A 23,383-nucleotide genomic window follows, 5' to 3' on the forward strand; every position below is an offset into this window, starting at 1 on the left:
AGAACGCCGACGGCGAAATTAAAGTGCCGCGCACGCTTTGCGCGTATAGGACGTGCGGCGTCGCGGTCAAAGGAAAAGCCGTTGGGCATCATCACCATCGAGGAGTTGCCGGCCCGGCTGGGCGGCGGCAAGACCCTGGCCGGTCTCGACCTTGGCGACAAAACGATCGGCGTGGCGGTTTCGGACCGCGGCTTGTCGTTCGCGCACCCGCGCCCCGTCATCATGCGCAAGAAATTCTCGCTCGATGCCGCAGTGCTGCTCGCCCTGTTGCAGAAGGAGAATGCCGGCGCCGTGGCAATCGGCCTCCCCATCAACATGGACGGCTCGGAAGGCCCGCGCGCCCAAAAATCCCGCGCTTTCGTCCGCAACATGGCTGGATTGACCGATCTGCCGTTCGTCTTTTGGGACGAAAGGCTGTCGACGGTGGCGGCCGAGCGAACACTGATCGAGATGGATTTTTCCCGCAAGAAACGCGCCGGCAAGATCGATTCAGCGGCGGCCGCTTTCATCCTCCAGGGCGTTCTCGACCGGCTTCAGGCGCTCGGCGTCGATGCCTGGTCGAAATAGCGGTTGCGCATCGCCGTGATCCAGCCACCAATCGTCTTGCGGCGGCGAAATGCCCAGAACGCCACCAGCAGCACGCCGTCGAATACGCAAGCTTTCGCCACCATGCCCGGAATGAGCGCCGGATCGACGCCGAGCATCTGTCCATAGAGCTGGAAGACGAGATCGTGTAATTGGCGGCTCAGCATGACATAGCCGAAATTGATGTCGTTGAGCGACAGAAAGAACCAGCCCCAAAACAAGAGGAGCGGAGCCGCCCACAGCGCGAACAAGGTGCGCATCAGCGGTCATCCCTCGAATCCAGCCGGCCGGAAATGCGGGCAAGCGAGGAATTATGCGCCGCTGCCTTGGCCATGACATGCGCGGCCGCTCGGATTTCGCCGGTCCCTGGAGCTGCCGCGGCAACGGTCGACCGCCGCTCCGCGAGCACCGCGACATAGGACGCCAGAAGTGCCGCCAATTGCACCGCGACAATCATGAACAGCCCATTGATACCTTGCGCGGCGCCGCCGATGACGATCAGCGACAGCACGCCTAAGGCGGAAATGAAGGCGATTCGCATGACGCTGTCGGCGGGATCCGGGTTGGTCGTGTCGCTGGTCAGTGCTTCAACAAAGGCCCAGCAGAACAGCACCGCGACGACAAGCAGTGCCACGGCGAGCGGCGCCACGACGACGGCGTTTTCGAGATCGGCAAATCGAGTGTTCTGGACGGGAACGCCCAGTACGCCAAGGGCCGTCGCCACGCCTCGATTCCCGTCGATGCAAATGAACGCCAGCAGGGCGAAAACGGCCGCCCAATGCAATGCCAGAAAAGAGCTCAGAATATGCCGCATGACGCTCCTGCTTCGCAGGGCAAAGCCGCTCAAGCTGAACAATCCTTGCCTTAACCATAACACTGGGCTTTGCCACCGGCCGCCGCAATGGAAACCATTCGTTAAGGTTAACGGCCATCCACAGGCTCGCGAGAGCGGCAGCGAATTGGGCGACGGCCCTTAGTTGATCGGCGGGTAGAGCGTATCGATGATCATGCGCGCATCATGGCGGGAATCGATCATGCCATAGGTATTGCGCCACTGGCCGGCGAGGCGCGTTTCGACGAAGGCGTCGGCGATCCGCCCTGCCCCCAACCTGCGAAGCTCTGCCGCCGCCGCCGACAATGCCAATTGCTCGGTCAAGAGCCGCGCCGAGCCCTCGTCGGTTGCAGCGACCTGCATTGCCGCTTTGAGCACGCCGACGGTGCCGCGTCCGCCGGCGCCGAGATCGCGGTCGATGCCGGCCAGCACGTCATCGAACAGGCCGGGTGCACGCCCCAGCACACGTAGCACGTCGAGCGCCATGACGTTGCCGGATCCCTCCCATATCGCGTTGACCGGAGCTTCGCGATAGTAGCGGGCGAGCGGCCCCTCCTCGACATAGCCATTGCCGCCGAGGCACTCCATCGCTTCATAGAGCAGCGGCGGCGCAATCTTGCAGACCCAGTATTTGACGACCGGCGTCATGGCGCGCGCGAAGGCCGCCTCGCCGCGGTCGCCGGCCGCCTCGTCGAAGGAGCGCGCCAGCCGGAACGACAGCGCAGTAGCGGCGGCAACGTCGAGCGCCATATCGGCCAGCACCCGCTGCATCAGCGGCTGCTCGACCAGATTGGTTCCGAACACCTTGCGGTGGCGCGTGTGGTGGACGGCCTCGGCCAGTCCGGCCCGCATGATCGCCGATGAGGCGACGGCACAGTCGAGCCGCGTCAGGGTCACCATGTCCATGATCGTCTTCACGCCCGCGCCGGGCTCGCCGACCATCTCGCCGATGGCATTGACGAATTCCACCTCCGACGAGGCATTGGATCGGTTGCCGAGTTTGTCCTTCAGCCGTTGAAAACGGAAGCCGTTGCCGGATCCGTCGCCGAGCAGGCGGGGAACGAGAAAGCACGACAGTCCCTCCGGCACCTGTCCGAGCACCAGGAAGGCATCCGACATCGGCGCCGACATGAACCATTTGTGGCCGGTCAGGCGATAAAACCCGCTGCCGGCGCGCTCGGCCCTGGTGACGTTGGCACGGACATCGGTGCCGCCTTGCTTCTCGGTCATGCCCATGCCGAGCGTCAGCCCGGCTTTTTCGACCGGAGGCTTCTGGCTTTGATCGTATTTGCGCGTCGTCACCCGAGGCGCCCATTCGCGAAACAGCTTCGGGCTGGCCATCAGCGCTGCCAGCGAAGCGCTGGTCATGGTGATCGGGCAGAGATGTCCGGTCTCGAGCTCAGCCGTGAGGTAAAAGCGTGCAGCGCGCACCTGGTGGCGCCGGCCGATCTCGGCGTCGCCATTCTCCCAGACCGACGAATGCAGCCCGTTGGCAACAGAGCGGCGCATGAGCGCGTGATAGGCGGGATGGAACTCGACCTGGTCGATGCGCCGGCCCTGGCGGTCATGGGTCCTGAGCTTCGGCATCTCGACATTGGCAAGACGGGCCAGTTCCTGCGCCTCATGGGTCAGAACGAACCGGCCAAGCCCGTCGAGGTCCTTGCGCACCGGATCGGAAAAGCGCTCGGCAAGCTGGATCAGCAACGGATCGCCCCGCCAGGCGTTGCCGCCGGCCAGCGGCGGCGGCTGGTTGGTCACGTCGTCAGTCACGCTTCGTCCTTATCACCTGAAGGCTGCGAATCCAAAGCCAAGGCGGTTTATAGCCTATGGCCAGCGGCGCGCGACGAAAATACCGGGGAGAACCAATCCAATCCCAAGCCGGTGCTTGCAGCCGCGGAGCCTCCCCCCTATAGCAGCGACTTGAGATGACCGACGCATCGTCCCTGCCGCTTTATCCCCACCGCCATCTTCTGGGCATCCGCGATCTTTCCCCTGCCGACATCGAGCTTCTGCTCGACCGGGCGGACAGGGCCGTTGCCATCTCGCGGCAGTCGGACAAGAAGACATCGACGCTGCGCGGCCGCACCCAGATCAATCTCTTCTACGAAGCCTCGACCCGTACGCAATCGTCATTCGAGCTGGCCGGCAAACGGCTCGGCGCCGACGTCATGAACATGTCCGTAGCGAGTTCGTCGGTGAAAAAGGGCGAGACGCTGATCGATACGGCGATGACGCTGAATGCCATGCGTCCCGACATATTGATCATCCGCCATCAATCGGCCGGCGCGGCAGCACTTCTTGCCCAAAAAGTCGGCTGTTCGGTGGTCAATGCCGGCGACGGCGCCCATGAGCACCCTACCCAGGCGCTGCTCGACGCACTGACCATCCGCCGCGTCAAGGGTCCGTTGTCGAAGCTGATCGTGGCGATCTGCGGCGACATCCTGCATTCGCGCGTGGCCCGCTCCAACATCATCCTGCTCAACGCGCTTGGTGCCCAGGTCAGGGTCGTCGCCCCTTCGACGCTTTTGCCCGCCGGCATCGAGAAGATGGGCGTCATCGTCACACGTTCCATGGCCGAGGGTCTGAAGGACGCCGACGTGGTAATGATGCTGCGCCTGCAGCGCGAACGCATGGAAGGCGCTTTCGTACCGTCGGTGCGCGAATATTTCCGCTATTTCGGCCTCGACGCGGAGAAGCTGAAGGCGGCCAAGGACGGTGCGCTGGTCATGCATCCCGGCCCGATGAACCGCGGCGTCGAGATCGCCTCCGAGATCGCCGACGGCCCGCAAAGCGTTATCCAGGAACAGGTTGAGATGGGCGTCGCCGTGCGCATGGCGGTTATGGAAGCGCTGCTCGACCCCCGTCGAAATCACGAGGGCCGCGCCTGATGAGCATTACGGTCTTCCGCCGGGCCCACATCGTCGACCCGTCGCGCGGCATCGATGAGGTCGGCACCGTCATCGTTGAAGGCCGCAAAATCGTTGCCGCCGGCAAGGCGGCCTTGAACCAGGGCGCGCCCGACGGCGCCACCATCATCGACTGCGCCGGCAAGACTATCATCCCCGGATTGATCGACGCGCGCGTCTTCATCGGCGAACCCGGCGGCGAACACCGGGAGACCATTGCTTCGGCGAGCATCGCTGCGGCGGCCGGCGGCGTCACCTCAATCGTCATGATGCCCGATACCGACCCGGTGATCGACAATGTCGCACTGGTCGAGTTCGTGCTGCGCACCGCCAAGGACACCGCAATCGTCAACATCTTGCCGGCAGCAGCGATCACCAAGGGGCTGGAAGGCCGCGAGATGACCGAATTCGGCCTGCTGCGCGAGGCCGGCGCGGTCGCCTTCACCGATGGCCGGCATTCTATTGCCAGCGCGCTGGTGATGCGCCGCGCGCTGACCTATGCGCGCGATTTCGGTGGCGTCATCGCGCATGAAACCCAAGACGCCGACCTCGCTTCGGCCGGCGTGATGAACGAAGGCCTTTACGCAAGCTGGCTTGGCCTTGCCGGCATTCCGCGCGAAGCCGAATCGATCCCCTTGGAGCGCGATCTCGCGTTGGCTCGCCTGACCGGCGGCGCCTATCACGCTGCCAAGATTTCGACGGCTATGGCGGCAAGCGCGGTAGCACGCGCGAAAGCCGATGGCGCCAATGTCACATCAGGCGTGTCGATCCACAATCTGTCGCTCAACGAGAATGATGTCGGCGAGTACCGCACCTTCTTCCGGCTGACGCCGCCGCTGCGCGCCGAGGAAGACCGGCTGGCGATGATCGAAGCGATCAAGGACGGCACCATCGATCTCATCGTCTCCTCGCACGACCCGCAGGACGTCGACACCAAGCGCCTTCCCTTTGCCGATGCCGCGGCCGGCGCCATCGGCCTGGAAACGCTGCTAGGCGCAGCGCTGCGGCTCTATCACAATGGCGACGTGACGCTGCTCCGGCTGGTCGAGACACTCTCGACCGCGCCGGCAAGATTGTTCGGCCTGCCCGGCGGCACGCTGAAACCGGGGGCATTGGCCGACCTTTCGCTCGTCGATCTGGACGAGCCATGGGTCGTCAGCGAGAGCGGCATCCGCTCACGCTCGAAAAACACCTGTTTCGAAGGCGCACGACTGCAAGGCAAGGTCTTGCAAACGATGGTGGCGGGCCGCACAGTGTTTTCGGCCTAGGACGAAAACAGGTGTCACGGCTTAAAATCCGCTCAGCCAAGGAAAGTTCGGGGGAACAATGGCTTACAGTCCCGTCTTGGCATTGGTGTTCGGCTATCTTCTCGGCTCGATCCCGTTTGGCCTGCTGATCACCCGTGCCGCCGGCCTCGGCGACGTGCGCAACATCGGCTCCGGCAACATCGGCGCCACCAATGTGCTGCGCACCGGCAACAAGAGCTTGGCCGCGGCCACGCTTCTGCTCGACGCCCTTAAAGGCACCGCGGCGGTGCTGATCGCAGGCCGCTTTGCGCCCGAGTTCGGACTTTGGGCCGGCTTCGGCGCGTTTTTAGGTCATCTCTTTCCGGTCTGGCTCGGCTTCAAGGGGGGCAAGGGTGTCGCCACTTACCTTGGCGTGCTGATCGGCCTTGCCTGGCAGGCGGCGCTGATCTTCGCCGTCGTCTGGCTGGCGGTGGCCTTCCTGTTCCGCTTCTCCTCGCTTGCGGCACTGACGGCAGCAGTCGTGGTGCCCATGGCGCTGTATTTCCTGAGCACGCCGCAGATTGCCGGGCTTTTCGCGGCGATGAGCCTAATCGTCATCGTAAAGCACCGCGCCAACATTGCGCGGCTGCTTGCCGGCACCGAGGGTAAGATCGGGGCCAAGGAGTGAGCGAGCCCGACGCCGGGCCGCGCCTCAGCGACCGGCAGCGGCTGAGCTGGCTTCGTCTGATCCGCACGCCGAATGTCGGCCCGGCTTCCTTTCGCGACCTGATCAACCGGTTCGGTTCGGCCGAAGCAGCGCTATCGATGCTGCCCGAGCTGATGATTTCGGGTGGCGCCAAAAAAATCGTCCGCATCCCGTCCATTGCCGAGACCGAGGCGGAGCTGGAGACCGCCCGGCGGGCTGGCGCCCGCTTCGTCGGCATCGGCGAAGCGGATTATCCGCCGCTGATGAAAAGCATGGATCATCCGCCGCCGCTGCTCGCGGTCAGGGGCAATAGCGCGGTGTTCCGCTTGCCAGCGGTCGCCATCGTCGGCGCTCGCAACGCATCGCTGGCCGGCATCAAGATGGCGCGGATGCTGGCGGCGGATCTCGGCCGCGACGGCTATGGCATCGTCTCCGGCCTGGCGCGCGGCATCGATACGGCCGCGCACCATGGCAGCCTTGCGACTGGCACAATCGGCGTGCTCGCCGGCGGCCTCGATTTGCCCTACCCGCCCGAAAATGCCGGCCTGTGCGACGAGATCGCCGAGCGCGGCGGCGCCATCATTTCCGAAATGCCGTTTGGCTGGCAGCCACGCGCACAGGATTTTCCGCGCCGCAACCGGCTCGTCGCCGGTGCTGCATTGGGATTGGTGGTGGTCGAGGCCGCACAGCGCTCCGGCTCACTGATCAGCGCCCGGCTTGCCGGCGAGATGGGCCGGCTGGTTTTCGCCGTTCCCGGTTCGCCGCTCGATCCGCGCGCCGCCGGCACCAATGGCCTGCTCAAGGACGGCGCCATCCTTGTCACCGAGGCCGCCGATATCACCAGTGCGATAGCGCCGCTGGTCGGCGGCTGGTCGCCAAGGACATCGCCGCTTGAAGAGCCGCCCGACTTTTCAGCAACACCGCCGCCGCGCGAGGACGACCGCGACCGCGTTGTCGAGGCGCTCGGCCCGACGCCGGTAGCAGTCGACGAGATCATCCGTCACACCGGCCTGCATCCCGCTCAAGTGTTCATGGTGCTGCTGGAGCTCGACCTCGCCGGACGGCTCGAACGCCATCCCGGCGGCAACGTCTCGCTGATCTGACCGAGAGCTTGCGCATGTCACCGCAAGCAATCCCGACGTGATTCCGATGGCCGATCCGAGCAACAAACCAAAGCAGATGCTGTTCACTCATATGACGGCCCTCGTCTGGTCAGCGCTGAGTGTCATGCTGGCGCTGCAATGGTCGACGGATCTCGGCATGTCGGGTTTTCCCGACGGCTACATAACGCCCTTCGCAAGAGCGACCAGCACGCTTCTGGGCATTCTGACGGCAGCCTGCATGGCCCAGGGTCTCTACTTTTTCCTGGCCGGTGTGTTCGGCAGGAAGGTAAGCGCCGTCGGTCTTTGCCTGCAAATCCTTGCCGCAGCGGTTCTCACCGTGGTGCCAGTGCTTATCTTGAAGGATTGTCCGCATTCACAGCTGTGCAGCAGAGCGTATGAGGCGCTCACCGGCACGATGATGGACGATGGGGCGGGCGGCTAAGGCCACTGCATGCGTTCGGCACGAGGTTGTCACCCATGTCTTAGGTACAATCTGTTACCTATGTCTCCGGGTTGGACAATCTTGATTTTGGTGAGCGCGATGGGATTCGAACCCATGACCTACTGATTAAAAGTCAGTTGCTCTACCGGCTGAGCTACGCGCTCCCGCGGGCTCAGAAAGGCCGCCCTCGAAATTGCGCGGAACATAGGGAGAGTGCCTCTGCCGGTCAACCGGAAAAAGACGGCTCGCAAACCGGACTGTCCTGCAGTGTCATCATGCCTTGCGGAGCGCTTCGGCGTCGACGGAACGGCCTCGTTCTCGCGCAAGACCGAAGCTCGCCCTATGCCGACAAAGGCAAGCAGCAAATCGGAAGAACCTTTGCGGATCAGCAACTTGGGATTTTTGGCGGAACAATTTGCGCAGCCTGTCCGTTTTCCGCGATAAGGGACTAGCGTTTCAAGGAGAAGACCATGAATAGGATCATGTCGGGCCTGCTGGCGACCACTCTTTCGATCTCATTCGCTGCCGCGGAGATCGTGCCAGTCAACGCTCAGCCCAGCTATGCGCCCCCGGCCCAGGGGCTCACCTCGAATGTCCAGACCGTCCAGTACGAGCCGTGGCGGAGGCACCGGAATTTCAATCGCGATTTCTCGCGTCGCGATTTCCGTCGCAATTTTTCGCGTGACGAAGGCATGTACTGGCGTGGCCATCGCGGCTATCGCGAATATCGTCGCGGCTATCGCCGTCACGGCGATTTCTGGTTCCCGCTGGCTGCGTTTGCTACTGGAGCGCTGATTACCGGCGCGATCGTCAACCAGAATCGTGTCTATCGTGGCGATGCCCACGTGCAGTGGTGCTATGACCGTTATCGGAGCTATCGCGCTTCTGACAACACTTACCAGCCCAACTACGGTCCGCGCCGGCAGTGCCGGTCGCCTTACTGAGTCCCAGATTAGAGGCTGCAAGCCCGCGCCCGCAACGGCGCGGGTTTTTCATTAGTGCGAATCCGGTGGCATCCCTGCCTATTGCGCACTTAGCGTCCTGCGCACAGCGTGGCGCCAACCTGCCAGCTTGGCGGCACGTGTCGAAGCATCCATGTCCGGCTTGAACCGGCGCTCGAGCGCCCAGCTCCTGGCGAATTCCGCGGCCTTCGGCCAGACACCCGCCTTCGAGCCGGCCAGCCAAGCCGCACCGAGTGCTGTCGTCTCGAGAATTGTCGGCCGGTCGACCGGCGCATCGAGAATGTCGGCCAGCCGCTGCATCGTCCAGTCCGACGCCACCATGCCGCCATCGACCCTGAGCACGGTCTTGACCGAGGCGCCTTTCCAGTCCCGGCGCATGGCGTCAAGCAGATCGCGCGTTTGGAACGCAACGGATTCCAGTGCCGCGCGGGCAAATTCCGCCGGCCCCGAATTGCGGGTCAGCCCGAAGATGGCGCCGCGCGCCTCGGCATCCCAGTGCGGTGCGCCGAGCCCGACGAAAGCCGGCACCAGATAGACGTTCTGCGTTGGATCGGCTTCCGCAGCCAATTTGCCGCTCTGCTCGGCCTTGCCGATCACTTTGATGCCGTCCCGCAGCCATTGCACGGCGGCGCCGGCGATAAAGATCGAGCCCTCCAGCGCATAGGTGGTCTTGCCGTTCAGCCTGTAGGCGATGGTGGTCAAAAGCCGGTTCTTAGAACGCACCAGATCGCTTCCGGTGTTGAGCAGCGCAAAGCAGCCGGTGCCGTAGGTCGACTTCATCATGCCTGGCTCGAAACAGGCCTGGCCGATTGCCGCCGCATGCTGGTCGCCGGCCACACCGAGGATTCTGAGCTCCGCACCAAACAGGCTCTTGTCCGTGATTCCAAAATCGTCGGCACAATCTTTCACCTGTGGCAGCATTCTTGCAGGTATGCCAAGAATGGCCAGCAGCTCGTCGTCCCAGGCGTTTTGTTCGATGTTGTAGACCAGCGTGCGCGAGGCGTTGGTGGCGTCAGTGGCGTGGATCTTGCCGCCGGTCAGCCGCCAGATCAAAAAACTGTCGATGGTGCCGGCCAGCAGTTCGCCCTTCTCGGCGCATTTTCTGGCGCCCTTCACCTTGTCCAGCATCCAGGCGATCTTGGTGCCGGAGAAATAGGGATCGAGCAGCAGGCCGGTCTTTTTCGTGAATTTCTTCTCCAGCCCCAGCTTCTTCAGTTTCTGGCATAGCGGCGCGGTGCGACGATCTTGCCAGACAATCGCGTTGTGGATCGGCTTGCCGGTCTGTTTGTCCCAGATGACGACCGTTTCGCGCTGGTTGGTGATGCCGATCGCGGCGACTTCCGCTGCGTTGCGGCCGGCTGTCTTCAGCGCGGCCTTCACCGTTTCCACGACGCTTGCCCATATCTCCTCGGGATCGTGCTCGACCCAGCCGGAGGCCGGATAATATTGGGTGAATTCCTTTTGCCCGCTGCCGACGACCATCATCTTGTCGTCGAACAGGATCGCCCGGCTCGATGTCGTCCCCTGGTCGATTGCAAGGATATATCCGGTCATTCTCTCTCCCGTCGAAGCGAATTCAAGGTGCTGCGATGTCTCGACGCCAGATGGCGCGGAGCCGTTCACGCAAACAGGGGAGACGGCAACATGCCGCCTCCCCTGAGCATGGCGATGCGGGCGCGGACGCCCGCATCAAACGGTCCTATTGCTGCCAGCTCTTCACCAGCTCGTCGTAGTTGATGGTGACCGGCTTTTCCTTCTCGTTCTCGATCTTGAGCTGAGGAGCGAGATTGCCCTTCTTGACCGCGTCCGCATTCCAGTAGGCGAGGTCATGCTCTTCGGCCATCTTCGGGCCAATATCGCCCTGAACGCCCGACTTCTCGATGCGGCTCATCACCTTTTCCTGCTCGGCGCAGAGCGAGTCCATCGCTTCCTGCGCGCTCTTGGCACCCGACGAAGCATCGCCGATCGCCTGCCACCAGAGCTGTGCCAGCTTCGGATAGTCCGGCACGTTGGTGCCGGTCGGCGACCACTGGACGCGCGCTGGCGAGCGGTAGAACTCGATCAGGCCGCCGAGCTTTGGCGCACGTTCGGTGAAGCTCTTGTCGTGGATCGTGCTCTCGCGGATGAAGGTCAGGCCGACATGGCTCTTCTTCACGTCGACCGTCTTCGAGGTGACGAACTGCGCGTAGAGCCAGGCGGCCTTGGCGCGGTCGGTCGGCGTCGACTTCATCAGCGTCCAGGAACCGACGTCCTGATAGCCGAGCTTCATGCCGTCCTTCCAGTAGACGCCATGCGGCGACGGCGCCATGCGCCACTTCGGCGTGCCGTCGTCGTTCAGCACCGCCTTGGCGCTGGCGTCGACCATGCTGGCGGTGAAGGCGGTGTACCAGAAGATCTGCTGGGCAACCGCGCCCTGCGCCGGAACTGGCCCCGATTCGGAGAAGGTCATGCCTTGGGCTTCCGCCGGTGCATAGGCCTTCAGCCAATCGAGGTACTTCTGGATGGCATAGACGGAAGCCGGACCATTGGTGTCGCCGCCGCGCGCCGTGCAGGAACCGACCGGACGCGAATTCTCGTCGACCTTGATGCCCCATTCGTCGACGGGCAGACCGTTCGGAATGCCCTTGTCGCCATTGCCGGCCATCGACAGCCAGGCGTCGGTGAACCGCCAGCCGAGCGACGGGTCCTTCTTGCCATAGTCCATATGGCCGTAGACCTTCTTGCCGTCGATCTCACGCCCGGTGAAGAACTCGGCGATGTCCTCATAGGCCGACCAATTGACCGGCACGCCGAGGTCGTAGCCGTATTTGGCCTTGAAGTCCGCCTTGTTCTTCTCGTCGTTGAACCAGTCGTAACGGAACCAGTAGAGGTTCGCGAACTGCTGGTCGGGAAGCTGGTAGAGCTTCTTGTCGGGCGCGGTGGTGAACGAGGTGCCAATGAAATCCTTCAGGTCGAGATTCGGATTGGTGACATCCTTGCCGTCGCCTGCCATCCAGTCGGTCAGGTTGCGCACCTGCTGGTAGCGCCAGTGCGTGCCGATCAGATCGGAATCGTTGACCCAGCCGTCATAGAGGTTCTGGCCGGTCTGCATCTGGGTCTGGATCTTCTCGACGACGTCGCCTTCCTGGATGACGTCATGCGTAACCTTGATGCCGGTGATGGCCGTAAAGGCCGGCGCCAGCACCTGCGATTCATACTGATGCGTGGCGATGGTTTCGGAAACCACCTTGATATCCATGCCGGCGAAAGGTTTCGCGGCATCGATGAACCATTGCATCTCGGCTTCCTGGTCCGCGCGCGAAAGCGTCGAAAGGGGCCCGATTTCCTTATCGAGGAAGGCCTTGGCCTCGTCCATTCCGGCATAGGCATTGCTTGCCCCGAGCAACAGGACAAGCGCAGTTGTTGATGTCAAGAATTGCCGTCGCATGTATTTCCTCCACTGTTAAAGTTCAAAGTGCGATCTGGATCGGCGGCCGGCACGCCGCCGTTCCAACAGTTTCCCCCTCTATACGTAGCGGAACACGCCGACGGCGTAGACCACGGAGAGAGCGAGAGCCCACCACAGATTGGGTCCGACTAGACCCAGCCAAGCGAGATGGATAAAGGCGCTGCCAAGCAGCGACAGGAACAGGCGGTCGCCGCGCGTCGTTTCGAACCGCAGCACGCCGACGCGCGGATTGCCGCCCGGCGAGACGTATTCCCACAAGGCCATGCCGCAAAGCAGCAGAAAGATGGTTCCAAAGAAGGCCGCGGTCGGCCACGTCCAGGCCATCCACGAAAAATCGAGGTTGGACGAGAGGTTAAAGCCCCACAGGCGGATATTAGCCGGATCGCTGAAGCCTACCGTTATTGCCACGAAATCGATTTGAAGTGCCACCCAGGCCACGACGACCAGGGCGAGAAGCAGCACGGCCCACCACCATGGGCTTCTGTCGACCTGCTCCATCATACCCTCCCCAGGGCAAAGCCCTTGGCGATGTAGTTGCGCACAAACCAGATGACGAGCGCGCCGGGAATCAGCGTCAGCACGCCGGCTGCGGCGAGCAGCCCCCAATCCATGCCGGCGGCCGAAACGGTGCGGGTCATGGTCGCGGCGATCGGCTTGGCATCGGTTGTCGTCAGCGTACGGGCGATCAGCAGCTCGACCCACGAGAACATGAAGCAGAAGAAGCACGCCACGCCGATGCCGCTCGCAATCAGCGGCATGAAGATCTTGATGAAGAAGCGCGGGAACGAATAGCCGTCGATATAGGCGGTCTCGTCGATCTCCTTGGGTACGCCCGACATGAAGCCTTCGAGGATCCACACCGCCAGCGGCACGTTGAACAGGCAATGCGCCAGAGCCACGGCGATGTGGGTGTCGATAAGGCCGAAGGCCGAATAAAGCTGGAAGAATGGCAGCGCGAACACCGCCGGCGGCGCCATGCGGTTGGTCAGCAGCCAGAAGAACAGATGCTTGTCGCCGAGGAAGCGATAGCGCGAAAAGGCATAGGCAGCAGGCAGTGCCGCAGCCACCGAAATCACCATGTTCATAACCACATAGGTGATCGAGTTGATGTAGCCCGAATACCAGGACGCGTCGGTGAAGATGGTGCGGTAATTCGCCAATGTCGGTGCGTGCGGGTAGAGCGTCAGCGACGAGACGATCTCGCCATTGGTCTTGAAGCTCATATTGATGAGCCAGTAGATCGGCAAAAGCAGAACGATGATGTAGAGCGTCGGCACGATCCACCACCAACGCGACTCCTCGCCGCGACGGCGCATCAGCCGTGCGATCTCGTCCTGCCGTAGCGTGCTGGCGAGCCCTTCCGAAGCTGTCGTCTCGCTCACCCTATCGGCTCTCTCTTCGGTGCGGCTCATCTCAACGCTCCGCGTCGTAATTGGTCATCACGGTGTAGAACACCCATGACAACAACAGGACGATAAGGAAGTAGACCAGCGACATCGCCGCCGCCGGGCCGAGGTCGAACTGGCCGAGCGCGGTCTTGACGAGATCGATCGAAAGAAAGGTCGTCGAGTTGCCGGGTCCGCCGCCGGTCACCACGAACGGTTCGGTGTAGATCATGAAGCTATCCATGAAGCGCAGCAGCACGGCGATCAGCAGCACGCGGTTCATCTTCGGCAGCTGGATGTAGCGGAACACCGCCCAGCGCGAGGCACCGTCGATCTTGGCCGCCTGATAAAAGGCATCCGGGATCGAGACCAGGCCGGCGTAGCAGAGCAGAACGACGAGGCTGGTCCAATGCCAGACGTCCATGATGATGACCGTGACCCAGGCGTCGTATGGGTCTTGCACATAATTATAGTCGATGCCGAGCGCGTTGACGTAATAACCGAGCAGGCCAATGTCGTTGCGCCCGAACACCTGCCAGATGGTGCCGACGACGTTCCACGGGATCAGCAGCGGCAACGCCATCAAAACAAGGCAAACAGGCACGCCCCAACCCTTCTTCGGCATATTGAGCGCAATGAAGATGCCGAGCGGCACTTCGATCGCCAGGATGATGAAGGAGAAGACAAGGTTGCGGATCATCGCCTGCCAAAAGCGGCTGGAGGAAAGCAGTTCCTCGAACCATTCCGTGCCGGCCCAGAAGAAGACGTTATTGCCGAAAGTGTCCTGCACCGAATAATTGACGACCGTCATCAGCGGTATGACCGCCGAGAACGCCACCAGCAGCAGCACCGGCAGCACCAGGAACCAGGCTCTGTTGTTCCAGGTCTTTTCCACTTCAGGCTCCCATCTCGACGCGCCAGGAATTGGCATAGATGTTGATGCCGGCCGGGTCGAACCGCACCTTCGGATCAGCCGGAACTGTCTCGTCCTCGCCGATGACGGCGGCGATCTCGCGCCCTTCAAGATTGGCACGGACCACCTTGTGGCGGCCGACGTCCTCGACCTTGCTGATCCGGACGGCCATGCCCTTACTGCCCAGGCGCACATATTCGGGACGGATGCCGAGTTCGATGGCGCCGCCGCCCGCCTTGGGCACGCCCGGCAGTTCGATCTGCTGCGAGCCCAGCTTCGCTGTCTTGCCGTCGATCGCCACCGGCATGACATTCATGCCGGGCGAGCCGATGAAATAGCCGACAAAGGTGTGGCGCGGGCGCTCGAACAGCTCCGCCGGTGTGCCGATCTGCACGATTTCGCCGTCATACATGACGACCACCCTGTCGGCGAAGGTCAACGCCTCGGTCTGGTCATGCGTGACATAGACCATGGTATAACCGAAGCGGCGGTGAAGCTGCTTCAACTGCGAGCGCAGCACCCATTTCATATGCGGGTCGATGACTGTCAAAGGCTCGTCGAACAGGATGGCGTTGACGTCGGAGCGCACCAGCCCGCGCCCGAGCGAGATCTTCTGCTTCTGGTCGGCGGTCAGTCCGCGCGCCTTTCGTTTGGCCATATCGGCCAGCCCGGTCATCTCCAGCGTCTCGCGCACCTTGCGGTCGACGTCGGGCTCCGGCACGCCGCGATTGCGCAGCGGGAACGCCAGATTGTCGTAGACGGTCATCGTGTCGTAGATCACCGGGAACTGGAAGACCTGGGCGATGTTGCGCTCTTGGGTCGACAGATTGGTCACGTCCCTGCCGTTGAACAGCAGCTGGCCATGCGAGGGATGCAGCAATCCCGAAATGATGTTGAGCAGCGTGGTCTTGCCGCAGCCGGATGGGCCGAGCAGCGCATAAGCGCCGCCATCCTCGAAGGTGTGGTGCACTTCCTTCAGCGCGAAATCGGCATCCGTGCGCGGGTTCTGCAGATAGGAGTGGCGGATATGATTGACATCGATGCGCGCCATCGCTTCCTCCTAGGCCGCCAGCTTCGGCGCGGCCACGGCACGGCCGTGCTCGTCGAAGACCATGATGTGGCGCGGGTCGATGAACACCTCGACCTCCTCGTCCGGCTCGAAGTCGCGAATGCCATGGGTCAGCATGACCCAGCGCGCATCGGCAAAATCGAGATGGACGAAGCTTTCCGATCCGGTGATCTCGGTGATCGTCACCTTTGCGCGCACCGGCACTGCGGCGGCGTTGGGCCGATCGAGGGACAAATGATGCGGCTGGAAGCCGATCGTATAGATCGCATCAGCAATGCCGAAGAGTTCCGCCGGCACCGGCAATTTCACGCCGCCCTCGAGCAGGAAATCCAGACCCTTCTTGGCAAGCACGATGGTGTTGAGCGGCGGATCGGCGAAGGTTCTCGCCGTCACCAGATCAACCGGTTTGCGGAACACTTCGATGGTCGGCCCGAACTGGGTGATGCTGCCTTCGGAAAGCGTCGCCGTGTTGCCGCCGAGCAGCAAGGCTTCGTGCGGCTCGGTCGTGGCATAAACAAAGATTGTACCGGCGGCCGCGAAGACTTTCGGCAGTTCCGCGCGTAATTCTTCGCGCAGCTTGTAGTCGAGATTGGCGAGCGGCTCGTCGAGCAGCACGAGGCTGGCATTCTTGACGATCGCGCGGGCCAGCGCGGTGCGCTGCTGCTGGCCGCCCGACAGACTGAGAGGCGTCCGGTCGAGATAGGGCGTTAGTTTGAGAAGGGCGGCGGCATTGCGCACCTCCCTGTCGATCGTTGCCTGATCCGTGCCGGCCACCCGCAGCGGTGAGGCGATGTTTTCGTAGACCGTCATCGCCGGATAATTGATGAATTGCTGGTAGACCATGGCGACGTTGCGCTTTTGCACCGGCATGCCGGTGACATCCTTGCCATCAAACCAGACCGAGCCCGAGGTCGGCACGTCGAGGCCCGCCATCAGCCGCATCAGGCTGGTCTTGCCGGAGAGCGTCGGCCCGAGCAGGACGTTGAGCGAGCCGTGCTGAAGCGTCAGCGAGACGTCGCGGATATGTTCCGCCGCACCCACCGTCTTCGTCACGTTTCTCAGTTCAAGCATGATGCCTCCTCCCAGGCTTTCTGCATCAGTCGGCCGTTCCTATTCGGCAGCCGCTACGTGCTGCCGGCTTATTCCGCGCATGAACTCGTCGAGCACTGCCGCCTGCTCACGGCTGAGACGCAGGCCGCGCTTGGTCCGGCGCCACAATACATCCTCGGCAGTCATCGCCCATTCGTTTTCGACGAGGTAGCGCACCTCGGCTTCGTAGAGATCGGCGCCGAAGTTGCGGCCAAGATCGACGTTCGACTTGGCGAGGCCCAGCAGCTTCCTTGCGCGGGTGCCGTAGAGCCGGGTCAACCGGCGGGCCAGCCGGGCGTCGAGGAACGGGTACGCCGTTTTCAATTTCGCCACCTCGGCATCGAAGCCGGTGACGGGAAAGTCACCGCCGGGCAGCGGCGCGTTTGCCGTCCATGGTTTGCCGCGCTTGCCGAGAAAACCCTCGATCTTCTCGAGCATCGATTCCGACAATCGGCGGTAGGTCGTGATCTTGCCGCCAAAGGCGTTGACGATCGGGGCGGCACCCTCGCCTCCATCGGCCTTCAGCACATAGTCTCGGGTGGCTTCCTGCGCCTTTGAGGCGCCATCGTCGTAGAGCGGTCGCACCGCGGAATAGGTCCAGACGATATCCGACGGCTTGACCGGCTGCGCGAAATATTCGCTTGCCGCAGCGCAGAGATAGCCGATCTCGGCGTCACTGATCCTGACGTCGTGCGGATCGCCGGGATAGTCACGGTCGGTGGTGCCGATGAGCGTGAATTCGTCCTCGTAAGGGATGGCGAAAATGATGCGCCCGTCCTTGTTCTGAAAGAAATAGGCGCGTGGGTCGTCGAATTTCTTGCCCACGACGATATGGCTGCCTTGTACGAGGCGGACATTGTGCACGTCGTTCAGGCCGACGGTGGCCGACAGCACCTGATCGACCCACGGGCCGGCGGCATTGACCAGCAGCCGCGCCTTGACCTCCTCGGTATCGCCGGTCCGCACATTTTCAAGCCTGACCGTCCAGAGATTGCCTTCGCGGCGTGCGCTGACGACCTTTGTTCGGGTTCGAATGGTTGCACCGCGTTCGGCAGCGTCGCGGGCGTTCAACACAACCAGCCGGGCATCGTTGACCCAACCGTCCGAATATTCGAACGCCTTTCGAAACAGCGGCTTCAGCGGCTTGCCGGCCGGATCCTTAGCCATGTCCAGCGTTTTCGTCGGCGGCAGCAATTTGCGCCCGCCAATATGGTCGTAGAGGAAAAGCCCGAGCCGGATCAGCCAGGCCGGACGCAGCCCCTTGGCGTATGGCAGCACGAAGCGCATCGGCCAGATGATGTGCGGCGCGTTCCTCCACAGGACCTCGCGTTCCATCAGCGCTTCGCGTACCAGGCGGAATTCGTAGAATTCGAGATAGCGCAAGCCGCCATGGATCAGTTTGGTCGAGCCGGAAGAGGTCCCGCTGGCCAGATCGTTCATCTCGGCAAGAAAGACCGAAAAGCCACGTCCAACGGCATCGCGGGCGATGCCGCAGCCATTGATGCCGCCACCGATGACGAAAATGTCATGAATCGGTGATGCGCTCAAAGAATCCTCCCTCGACTTCGCATTGCAGCATTTTTGGGTTCTTGCGAAACCGTAGCGGAATTATTTCGAAATGATAACGAATGTCAAACGAAATATGATGGGCGGAAGATGCCGCTACGGCATCTCTAGGAGAGCGACGTTTCGATCAGCTGAACTTCTGCCTCCTGGCAGATCTTACGCACCGACGGGATGTCGCAACGATCGGTGATAAAGGTGTTGACCTGCGACAGATGGCCGATGCGGACGGGCGCGGTGCGCTCGAATTTGGTCTGGTCCGACACCAGGATCACATGTCGGGCGTTGGCGATGATCGCCTGAGCCACCTTCACCTCGCGAAAATCGAAGTCGAGCAGTGCGCCGTCATGGTCGATGGCCGAGGCGCCGATCACCGCAAAATCGACCTTGAACTGCCTGATGAAATCGACCGCGGCCTCGCCGACCACACCGCCGTCGGAACCGCGGACGACACCGCCGGCGATCACCACCTCGATCGAAGGATATATGCGCATCCTGTTGGCAACATTGATGTTATTGGTGATGACCATCAGGCCGCTGTGATCGAGAAGCGACTTGCTGACAGCTTCCGTCGTTGTCCCGATATTGATGAACAGAGACGCGTTGTCGGGGATCAGCCGGGCTGCTGCGCGGCCGATCGCCTCCTTCTCCTCGGCGGCGATCTTGCGCCGAGCCTCATATTCCATGTTCTCGATGCCGGAGGGGAACAATGCCCCGCCATGGATGCGGGACAAAAGCCGCTGGTCGCAGAGATCGTTGAGATCCTTGCGGATCGTCTGCGGCGTCACGTTGAAATGCGTCGCCAGCTCCTCGACCAGTACGCGGCCATGGTCCTTGGCCATCTGGATGATTTCGGAATGACGCGGCGACAGATACATCTAGCAACCCTCTCATTTTCGTTTTTCTCGTCTATAGCTGAAAACGAAAGCCATGAACAGGTATGGGCCGGCTAATGAAAATCGGACGACTGCAGCGAGAAAAGCTCCGGCGCGATCTCGACGAGGCTATCAACTCAGCCCACGCGCGATCTCAGTGATGACCTCGAACGCAGTATCGACGTCCGCCGCAGTCGTTTCGAACTGCCCGACCTGAAAGCGGATCGCCACCTGCCCGTCCACCCGGGTCTGCGTCAGGTAAATGCGGCCGTCATCGTTGATCGCGCTGACCAACCGCAAATTGTGCTCGTCAGAGTCGATGGCCGCAGCCGCGAGATGGCGGAATGAGAATAGCGACAGCATCGGTTCCGTGACGATCTCGAAATCCGGTTCCCGAGCCAGCCGCGCGGCGAGGCTCTCGCTCCAGGCAACATGGTTGCGGATCATGTTCCGCAGATTTTCCAAGCCATGCGCACGCAGCAGGAACCAAAGTTTCAGAGCGCGGAACCTCCGTCCGAGCGGCACCGACCATTCGGAGTAGTTGATGACCCCGTCGCGGCCATGCGTTTTCAGGAATTCGGGCTTGATCGCCAGCGTGCGGACCAGGTCTTCCGGCTGGCGGATGAACTGCATCGAGCAATCGAACTGTGCCCCCAACCATTTATGCGGGTTGAAGACGATGGAATCGGCATTTTCGGCGCCGGTCCAGAAATGCCGGAACTCGTGGCAGATCATGGCGGAGCCGGCCCATGCGGCATCGACATGCAGGTAGAGCCCGTGCCGCTTCGCCACCTCGGCAACAGCCGCCACATTGTCGGTGCCGCCGGTACTTGTGCCGCCGACGCTGGCGATGATGCCCGCCGGCAGCATGCCGTTTTCGCGGTCGGTAACGATCGCGGCTTCCAGAGCCGCCGTCTGCATGGCGCGGAAGCGTCCGGCGACCGGAATGCGCACGAGGTTCGCCTCGCCGATGCCCGACACCCAGATCGCCCGGTCGATAGAAGTATGGACCTGGTCGGAAGAGTAGATCCGCACGACCGGCTGCCCTTGCAAGCCGTTCTTGTTGCCTTGCCAGTCGAGCGCGCGCTCGCGCATTGTCAGCACGGCGGCAAGCGTCGCCGATGAAGCCGAATCCTGCATGACGCCGGAAAATCCCTCCGGCAAACCAAGCGCCTGCCGCATCCAGTCGACGACACGCGTCTCGAGCTCGGTTGCCGCCGGCGAGGTCTGCCAGAGCATGCATTGCGCGGCCATCGCGGAAACCAGATACTCGGCCACCACGGAGACCGGTGCCGCGTTAGCCGGGAAATAGGCGAAGAAACGCGGATGCTGCCAGTGCGTCATGCCCGGCAAGATCTTTTGTTCGAAATCGGCGAAGATTGCCTGCATCGTTTCGCTGTCTTCCGGCGGCGCGGCATCGATGCTTTTGAAGATTTCGCCCGGCTCGACAAGCGGCCGCACCGGTGTTTCGCGAAGGCCGTTTCTGTAGTCGACGCCCCATTCAGCCGCTCGCAGCGACCATTCGCGGAATTCGTTGCTATTCATCTTCGCCTCCCTAGCGCCTCATCGAGCCGCGATCAAAGAGCACGAAAAACGAAGGTTTTCATTCGGGAAAATCAGGCAGACTGGCAAAGGCGGTCTTCAGCGCGTTCGACCAGCTATCCGAGATCGTACGATAATATTGATCGTCCTGGGTTATTCGCTTTTTGAGGCCGACCTTGAAAGTGTCCTTTTCATAGAACAGCAGGTCGAGCGGCAGGCCGACCGACAGGTTCGACTTCAGCGTCGAGTCGAACGACACCAGCAGCAACTTCACCGTCTCGGCGAAACTCATGGTCCTTTCATACGCACGGATAATGATCGGCTTGCCGTATTTGGTCTCACCGATCTGGAAGAACGGCGTGTCGTCGGTGGATTCGATGAAATTGCCTTCCGGATAGATCATGAACAGGCGCGGCGCGCTGCCCTTGATCTGACCGCCGAGGATGAAGGAGGCGTTGAAGTAGGAATCCGCCTTTTCGCCCGCCGGCGACGAACTGGCGATGACCTCCTTGACGGTGTCTCCGACCAACCGGACTGTCTGGTACATGGAGGGCGTTTCGAGCAGTGTGGCACGGCGCTCCGCCACTGCCTTGGTGCGTTCGTCGAGCAGGCTGACCACGGCCTGCGTCGTCGCCAGATTGCCGGCCGACATCAAAACGATGACGCGCTCGCCCGGCTCTTCCCAGACATGCATCTTCCTGAAGGTCGAGATCGAATCCATGCCGGCGTTGGTGCGCGTGTCCGACATGAACACGAGCCCGCGATCGATCTTCAGGCCGACGCAATAGGTCATCGAATCTCTTTGGCAACAATCTTGCCGGGGATTACTGCTCCACGGTGACGGTGACCGCAAGCTGTTCTTCCGCCTGTCCCAGCCGAATTCCAGATACCGGCGTGGCGTCGCGATAATCGCGGCCGGTCGCCACCTTCACATAACGCTCGTCCGGAGAAATGCCGTTGGCGACATCGAAGGCGACCCAGCCGAGGCCCGAGATATGCGCCTCGGCCCAGGCGTGGCTTGCCGCCTGCTCGATGGCCGCATCCATCATCAGGTAGCCGCTGATATAGCGGGCCGGAAAATCCATGGCACGCGCCGCGGCAACGAAGATGTGGCTGTGGTCCTGGCAAACGCCGGTCTTGAGCGCCAAGGCCTCTTCGGCCGGCGTCGTCACGTTGGTGGTGTCCGGCGTATAAGCGACGCGCTCGCCGATCACCGCCATCAACCGGTGCAGCCTTTCGATGTCGGTACCCTTGCCGACCGAGGCAGCAAGCTCGCGAATGCCGCTTCCGATCGTCGTCAGCGGCGTTTCCTGGCCGAACAGCCAGAGCGGCGCGAAACCCTGGTGCGGTCCGCAGACGCCAGCGGTGTCGCGCGTCACCACTTCGCCGGCTGCTTCGACGGTGATGAAGTCGCGCTCGCCCTCGACGCTCAACAGCCGGGTATCATTGCCGAAATGGTCGGTGAAGCGCACTTCCTCGCGTGCGCCTTCGATCCTCAGCGCCCAGGACAGCACCGTCTGGGTGCGCCCGTTCACCGGGAGCAGCCGCAAACGCTGCAACAGATAATGCACCGGCGCATCGTAGCGGTATTCGGTCCGGTGGGTGATCTTCAGCCGCATCGCACTCGTCCCTGGAGCATGAGCTTTTCCGAAAACCGGTCTCCGCTTTTTGGGATCATGCTCAATAGAACCTGTAATCCTGCGCGATCTCGTCGCCGAGCCTGGTGTTGTCGCGGATGAAATTGGCCAGGAATTCGTGCAGGCCGGCGTCGAAAATATCCTTGATCGACCCGGCCGTCAGCATGGCCTGGGTCTTGGCAGCCGTCGCATGACAGGCGTGGCGCTCCCCATAGTCGTCACCCAGGAATTTGAGATGCTCCGTCAGGAAGCGGTAGCAAAAGGTCAGCGAGCGCGGCATGCGGACGTTGAGGATCAGATAATCGGCGATGTTGCTCGGCTTGTAGTCGGCATCATAGACCCAGCGATAGGAACGGTGCGCCGACACCGAGCGCAGGATCGATTCCCACTGGTAGTTGTCGAGCGTCGAGCCGACCCAGGAGATCGACGGCAACAGCACGTAGTATTTCACATCCAGGATGCGCGCGGTGTTGTCGGCGCGTTCGACATACGTGCCGAGCTGCGAAAAATCGAAAATCTCGTTGCGCAGCATCGTGCCGTAGAACGAGCCGCGGATCAGCGCCGTCTCGCGCTTGATTGCGTCGAGCGCGTTGGGCAGGTCGCGCTCGTCGATCGGCTTGGCCAGCATCCGCTTCAGCGACATCCAGGCTTCGTTGATGCTTTCCCAGGTTTCACGCGTCAGTGCGGTACGCACCATGCGGGCATTGTTACGGGCCGTTTCGATAGACGACATCGTGCTCGACGGGTTCGATGTGTCGCGCAGCAGATAGTCGGCGACATTGGCGGCGGTGTAGTCGGAATATTTCTGCGTGAAGCTGGCGTCCGAACCGGCGCTGAGCAGCACCGAATTCCACTCCTCCGAAGCGTTCTGAGTACGAGTCAGCGCCATGCGCAAGCCGGCATCCACCAGCCGCGCCATGTTTTCCGCCCGCTCGATGTAGCGGTTCATCCAGTAGAGCCCGTTGGCGGTGCGGCCGAGAAGCATGTCAGGCGGTCCTGTGGTGAATAGTGAAAGGTGAATGGTGAATGGTGACTATCCGGATTCCAGGGCACGGTTCCGCGCGCTTCACTTCAGGGCATTTCACCAACATCAACGACCC

The 23,383-nt window shown here is 62.1% G+C and carries 23 protein-coding genes and 1 tRNA gene; 7 read left to right on the forward strand and 17 right to left on the reverse strand.

Annotated features, from left to right (window positions below; translation table 11 throughout):
- Positions 1-81: 81 nt before the first annotated feature.
- Entirely contained in the window at positions 82-567 is a 486-nt protein-coding gene (ruvX, locus tag NKI72_RS12705; protein WP_352833069.1) for a Holliday junction resolvase RuvX, read from the forward strand.
- On the opposite strand, the gene NKI72_RS12710 is transcribed toward ruvX, so the two are convergent.
- The 3 genes from NKI72_RS12710 to NKI72_RS12720 all read right to left on the reverse strand — a co-directional run bounded on the left by NKI72_RS12710 (position 534) and on the right by NKI72_RS12720 (position 3,187).
- Positions 534-845: a DUF6105 family protein gene (locus tag NKI72_RS12710; protein ID WP_352471672.1), complete on the reverse strand. Its 312-nt coding sequence runs from the start codon at positions 843-845 to the stop codon at positions 534-536. The genes ruvX and NKI72_RS12710 overlap by 34 nt on opposite strands.
- Entirely contained in the window at positions 845-1,399 is a 555-nt protein-coding gene (locus NKI72_RS12715; RefSeq protein ID WP_352471674.1) for a hypothetical protein, read from the reverse strand. The genes NKI72_RS12710 and NKI72_RS12715 overlap by 1 nt, the downstream gene beginning before the upstream one ends.
- Positions 1,400-1,558: 159 nt before the next feature.
- Positions 1,559-3,187, reverse strand: coding sequence for a DNA alkylation response protein (locus NKI72_RS12720; RefSeq protein WP_352471675.1), 1,629 nt, complete (start codon positions 3,185-3,187; stop codon positions 1,559-1,561).
- A 155-nt stretch (positions 3,188-3,342) separates the two neighbouring features.
- On the opposite strand from NKI72_RS12720, the gene NKI72_RS12725 reads away from it, so the two are divergent.
- From NKI72_RS12725 to NKI72_RS12745, 5 genes are read left to right on the forward strand one after another with little or no spacing between them, the layout of a single operon-like run.
- Positions 3,343-4,305 (forward strand): aspartate carbamoyltransferase catalytic subunit, encoded by a 963-nt coding sequence (locus NKI72_RS12725; protein ID WP_352448791.1) that lies wholly within the window; start codon positions 3,343-3,345, stop codon positions 4,303-4,305.
- Entirely contained in the window at positions 4,305-5,591 is a 1,287-nt protein-coding gene (locus tag NKI72_RS12730; protein WP_352540579.1) for a dihydroorotase, read from the forward strand. Before NKI72_RS12725 ends, NKI72_RS12730 begins: the two co-directional genes overlap by 1 nt.
- A gap of 58 nt (positions 5,592-5,649) precedes the next feature.
- Positions 5,650-6,237, forward strand: coding sequence for a glycerol-3-phosphate 1-O-acyltransferase PlsY (gene plsY, locus NKI72_RS12735; RefSeq protein WP_352682860.1), 588 nt, complete (start codon positions 5,650-5,652; stop codon positions 6,235-6,237).
- Positions 6,234-7,358, forward strand: a complete 1,125-nt coding sequence (gene dprA, locus NKI72_RS12740) for a DNA-processing protein DprA (protein ID WP_352833075.1) — start codon at positions 6,234-6,236, stop codon at positions 7,356-7,358. The genes plsY and dprA overlap by 4 nt, the downstream gene beginning before the upstream one ends.
- A 46-nt stretch (positions 7,359-7,404) precedes the next feature.
- On the forward strand, positions 7,405-7,800 hold the full coding sequence (locus tag NKI72_RS12745; RefSeq protein ID WP_352850206.1) for a hypothetical protein: 396 nt from the start codon (positions 7,405-7,407) through the stop codon (positions 7,798-7,800).
- Positions 7,801-7,888: 88 nt separating this feature from the next.
- On the opposite strand, the gene NKI72_RS12750 is transcribed toward NKI72_RS12745, so the two are convergent.
- Positions 7,889-7,964, reverse strand: a tRNA-Lys gene (locus NKI72_RS12750).
- Between the two features lie 306 nt (positions 7,965-8,270).
- On the opposite strand from NKI72_RS12750, the gene NKI72_RS12755 reads away from it, so the two are divergent.
- Entirely contained in the window at positions 8,271-8,744 is a 474-nt protein-coding gene (locus NKI72_RS12755; protein ID WP_352833081.1) for a BA14K family protein, read from the forward strand.
- 78 nt (positions 8,745-8,822) lie between these two features.
- Here NKI72_RS12755 and glpK read toward each other — a convergent pair whose 3' ends face one another.
- The 13 genes from glpK to NKI72_RS12820 all read right to left on the reverse strand — a co-directional run bounded on the left by glpK (position 8,823) and on the right by NKI72_RS12820 (position 23,268).
- Positions 8,823-10,316 (reverse strand): glycerol kinase GlpK, encoded by a 1,494-nt coding sequence (glpK, locus tag NKI72_RS12760; RefSeq protein ID WP_352471680.1) that lies wholly within the window; start codon positions 10,314-10,316, stop codon positions 8,823-8,825.
- Between the two features lie 145 nt (positions 10,317-10,461).
- Entirely contained in the window at positions 10,462-12,189 is a 1,728-nt protein-coding gene (locus NKI72_RS12765; protein WP_352471681.1) for an ABC transporter substrate-binding protein, read from the reverse strand.
- Between the two features lie 78 nt (positions 12,190-12,267).
- Complete coding sequence (locus tag NKI72_RS12770) at positions 12,268-12,534, reverse strand: DUF2160 domain-containing protein (protein WP_352471796.1); 267 nt, start codon at positions 12,532-12,534, stop codon at positions 12,268-12,270.
- A gap of 173 nt (positions 12,535-12,707) precedes the next feature.
- Positions 12,708-13,622 carry a carbohydrate ABC transporter permease gene (locus tag NKI72_RS12775; RefSeq protein ID WP_352448784.1) on the reverse strand — a complete coding sequence of 305 codons (915 nt, stop codon included), beginning with the start codon at positions 13,620-13,622 and terminating at the stop codon, positions 12,708-12,710.
- Position 13,623: 1 nt separating this feature from the next.
- Positions 13,624-14,490: a carbohydrate ABC transporter permease gene (locus NKI72_RS12780; RefSeq protein ID WP_023674893.1), complete on the reverse strand. Its 867-nt coding sequence runs from the start codon at positions 14,488-14,490 to the stop codon at positions 13,624-13,626.
- A 1-nt stretch (position 14,491) separates the two neighbouring features.
- Entirely contained in the window at positions 14,492-15,559 is a 1,068-nt protein-coding gene (locus tag NKI72_RS12785) for an ABC transporter ATP-binding protein (RefSeq protein WP_352471682.1), read from the reverse strand.
- A gap of 9 nt (positions 15,560-15,568) precedes the next feature.
- Complete coding sequence (locus tag NKI72_RS12790; protein WP_352540586.1) at positions 15,569-16,648, reverse strand: ABC transporter ATP-binding protein; 1,080 nt, start codon at positions 16,646-16,648, stop codon at positions 15,569-15,571.
- Positions 16,649-16,687: 39 nt separating this feature from the next.
- Positions 16,688-18,214, reverse strand: coding sequence for a glycerol-3-phosphate dehydrogenase (gene glpD, locus NKI72_RS12795; protein ID WP_352833086.1), 1,527 nt, complete (start codon positions 18,212-18,214; stop codon positions 16,688-16,690).
- 125 nt (positions 18,215-18,339) lie between these two features.
- Positions 18,340-19,107, reverse strand: a complete 768-nt coding sequence (locus NKI72_RS12800) for a DeoR/GlpR family DNA-binding transcription regulator (RefSeq protein ID WP_023674889.1) — start codon at positions 19,105-19,107, stop codon at positions 18,340-18,342.
- Positions 19,108-19,236: 129 nt separating this feature from the next.
- On the reverse strand, positions 19,237-20,649 hold the full coding sequence (locus NKI72_RS12805) for a pyridoxal phosphate-dependent decarboxylase family protein (protein WP_352502507.1): 1,413 nt from the start codon (positions 20,647-20,649) through the stop codon (positions 19,237-19,239).
- A 58-nt stretch (positions 20,650-20,707) separates the two neighbouring features.
- Positions 20,708-21,439, reverse strand: a complete 732-nt coding sequence (locus NKI72_RS12810) for a proteasome-type protease (protein WP_254817354.1) — start codon at positions 21,437-21,439, stop codon at positions 20,708-20,710.
- A gap of 31 nt (positions 21,440-21,470) precedes the next feature.
- Complete coding sequence (locus tag NKI72_RS12815; RefSeq protein WP_352682855.1) at positions 21,471-22,265, reverse strand: transglutaminase family protein; 795 nt, start codon at positions 22,263-22,265, stop codon at positions 21,471-21,473.
- A 61-nt stretch (positions 22,266-22,326) separates the two neighbouring features.
- Complete coding sequence (locus NKI72_RS12820; protein ID WP_023674885.1) at positions 22,327-23,268, reverse strand: alpha-E domain-containing protein; 942 nt, start codon at positions 23,266-23,268, stop codon at positions 22,327-22,329.
- Positions 23,269-23,383: the final 115 nt, after the last annotated feature.

The sequence above is a fragment of the Mesorhizobium sp. M0437 genome, from assembly GCF_040321335.1.
Taxonomy (GTDB): domain Bacteria; phylum Pseudomonadota; class Alphaproteobacteria; order Rhizobiales; family Rhizobiaceae; genus Mesorhizobium.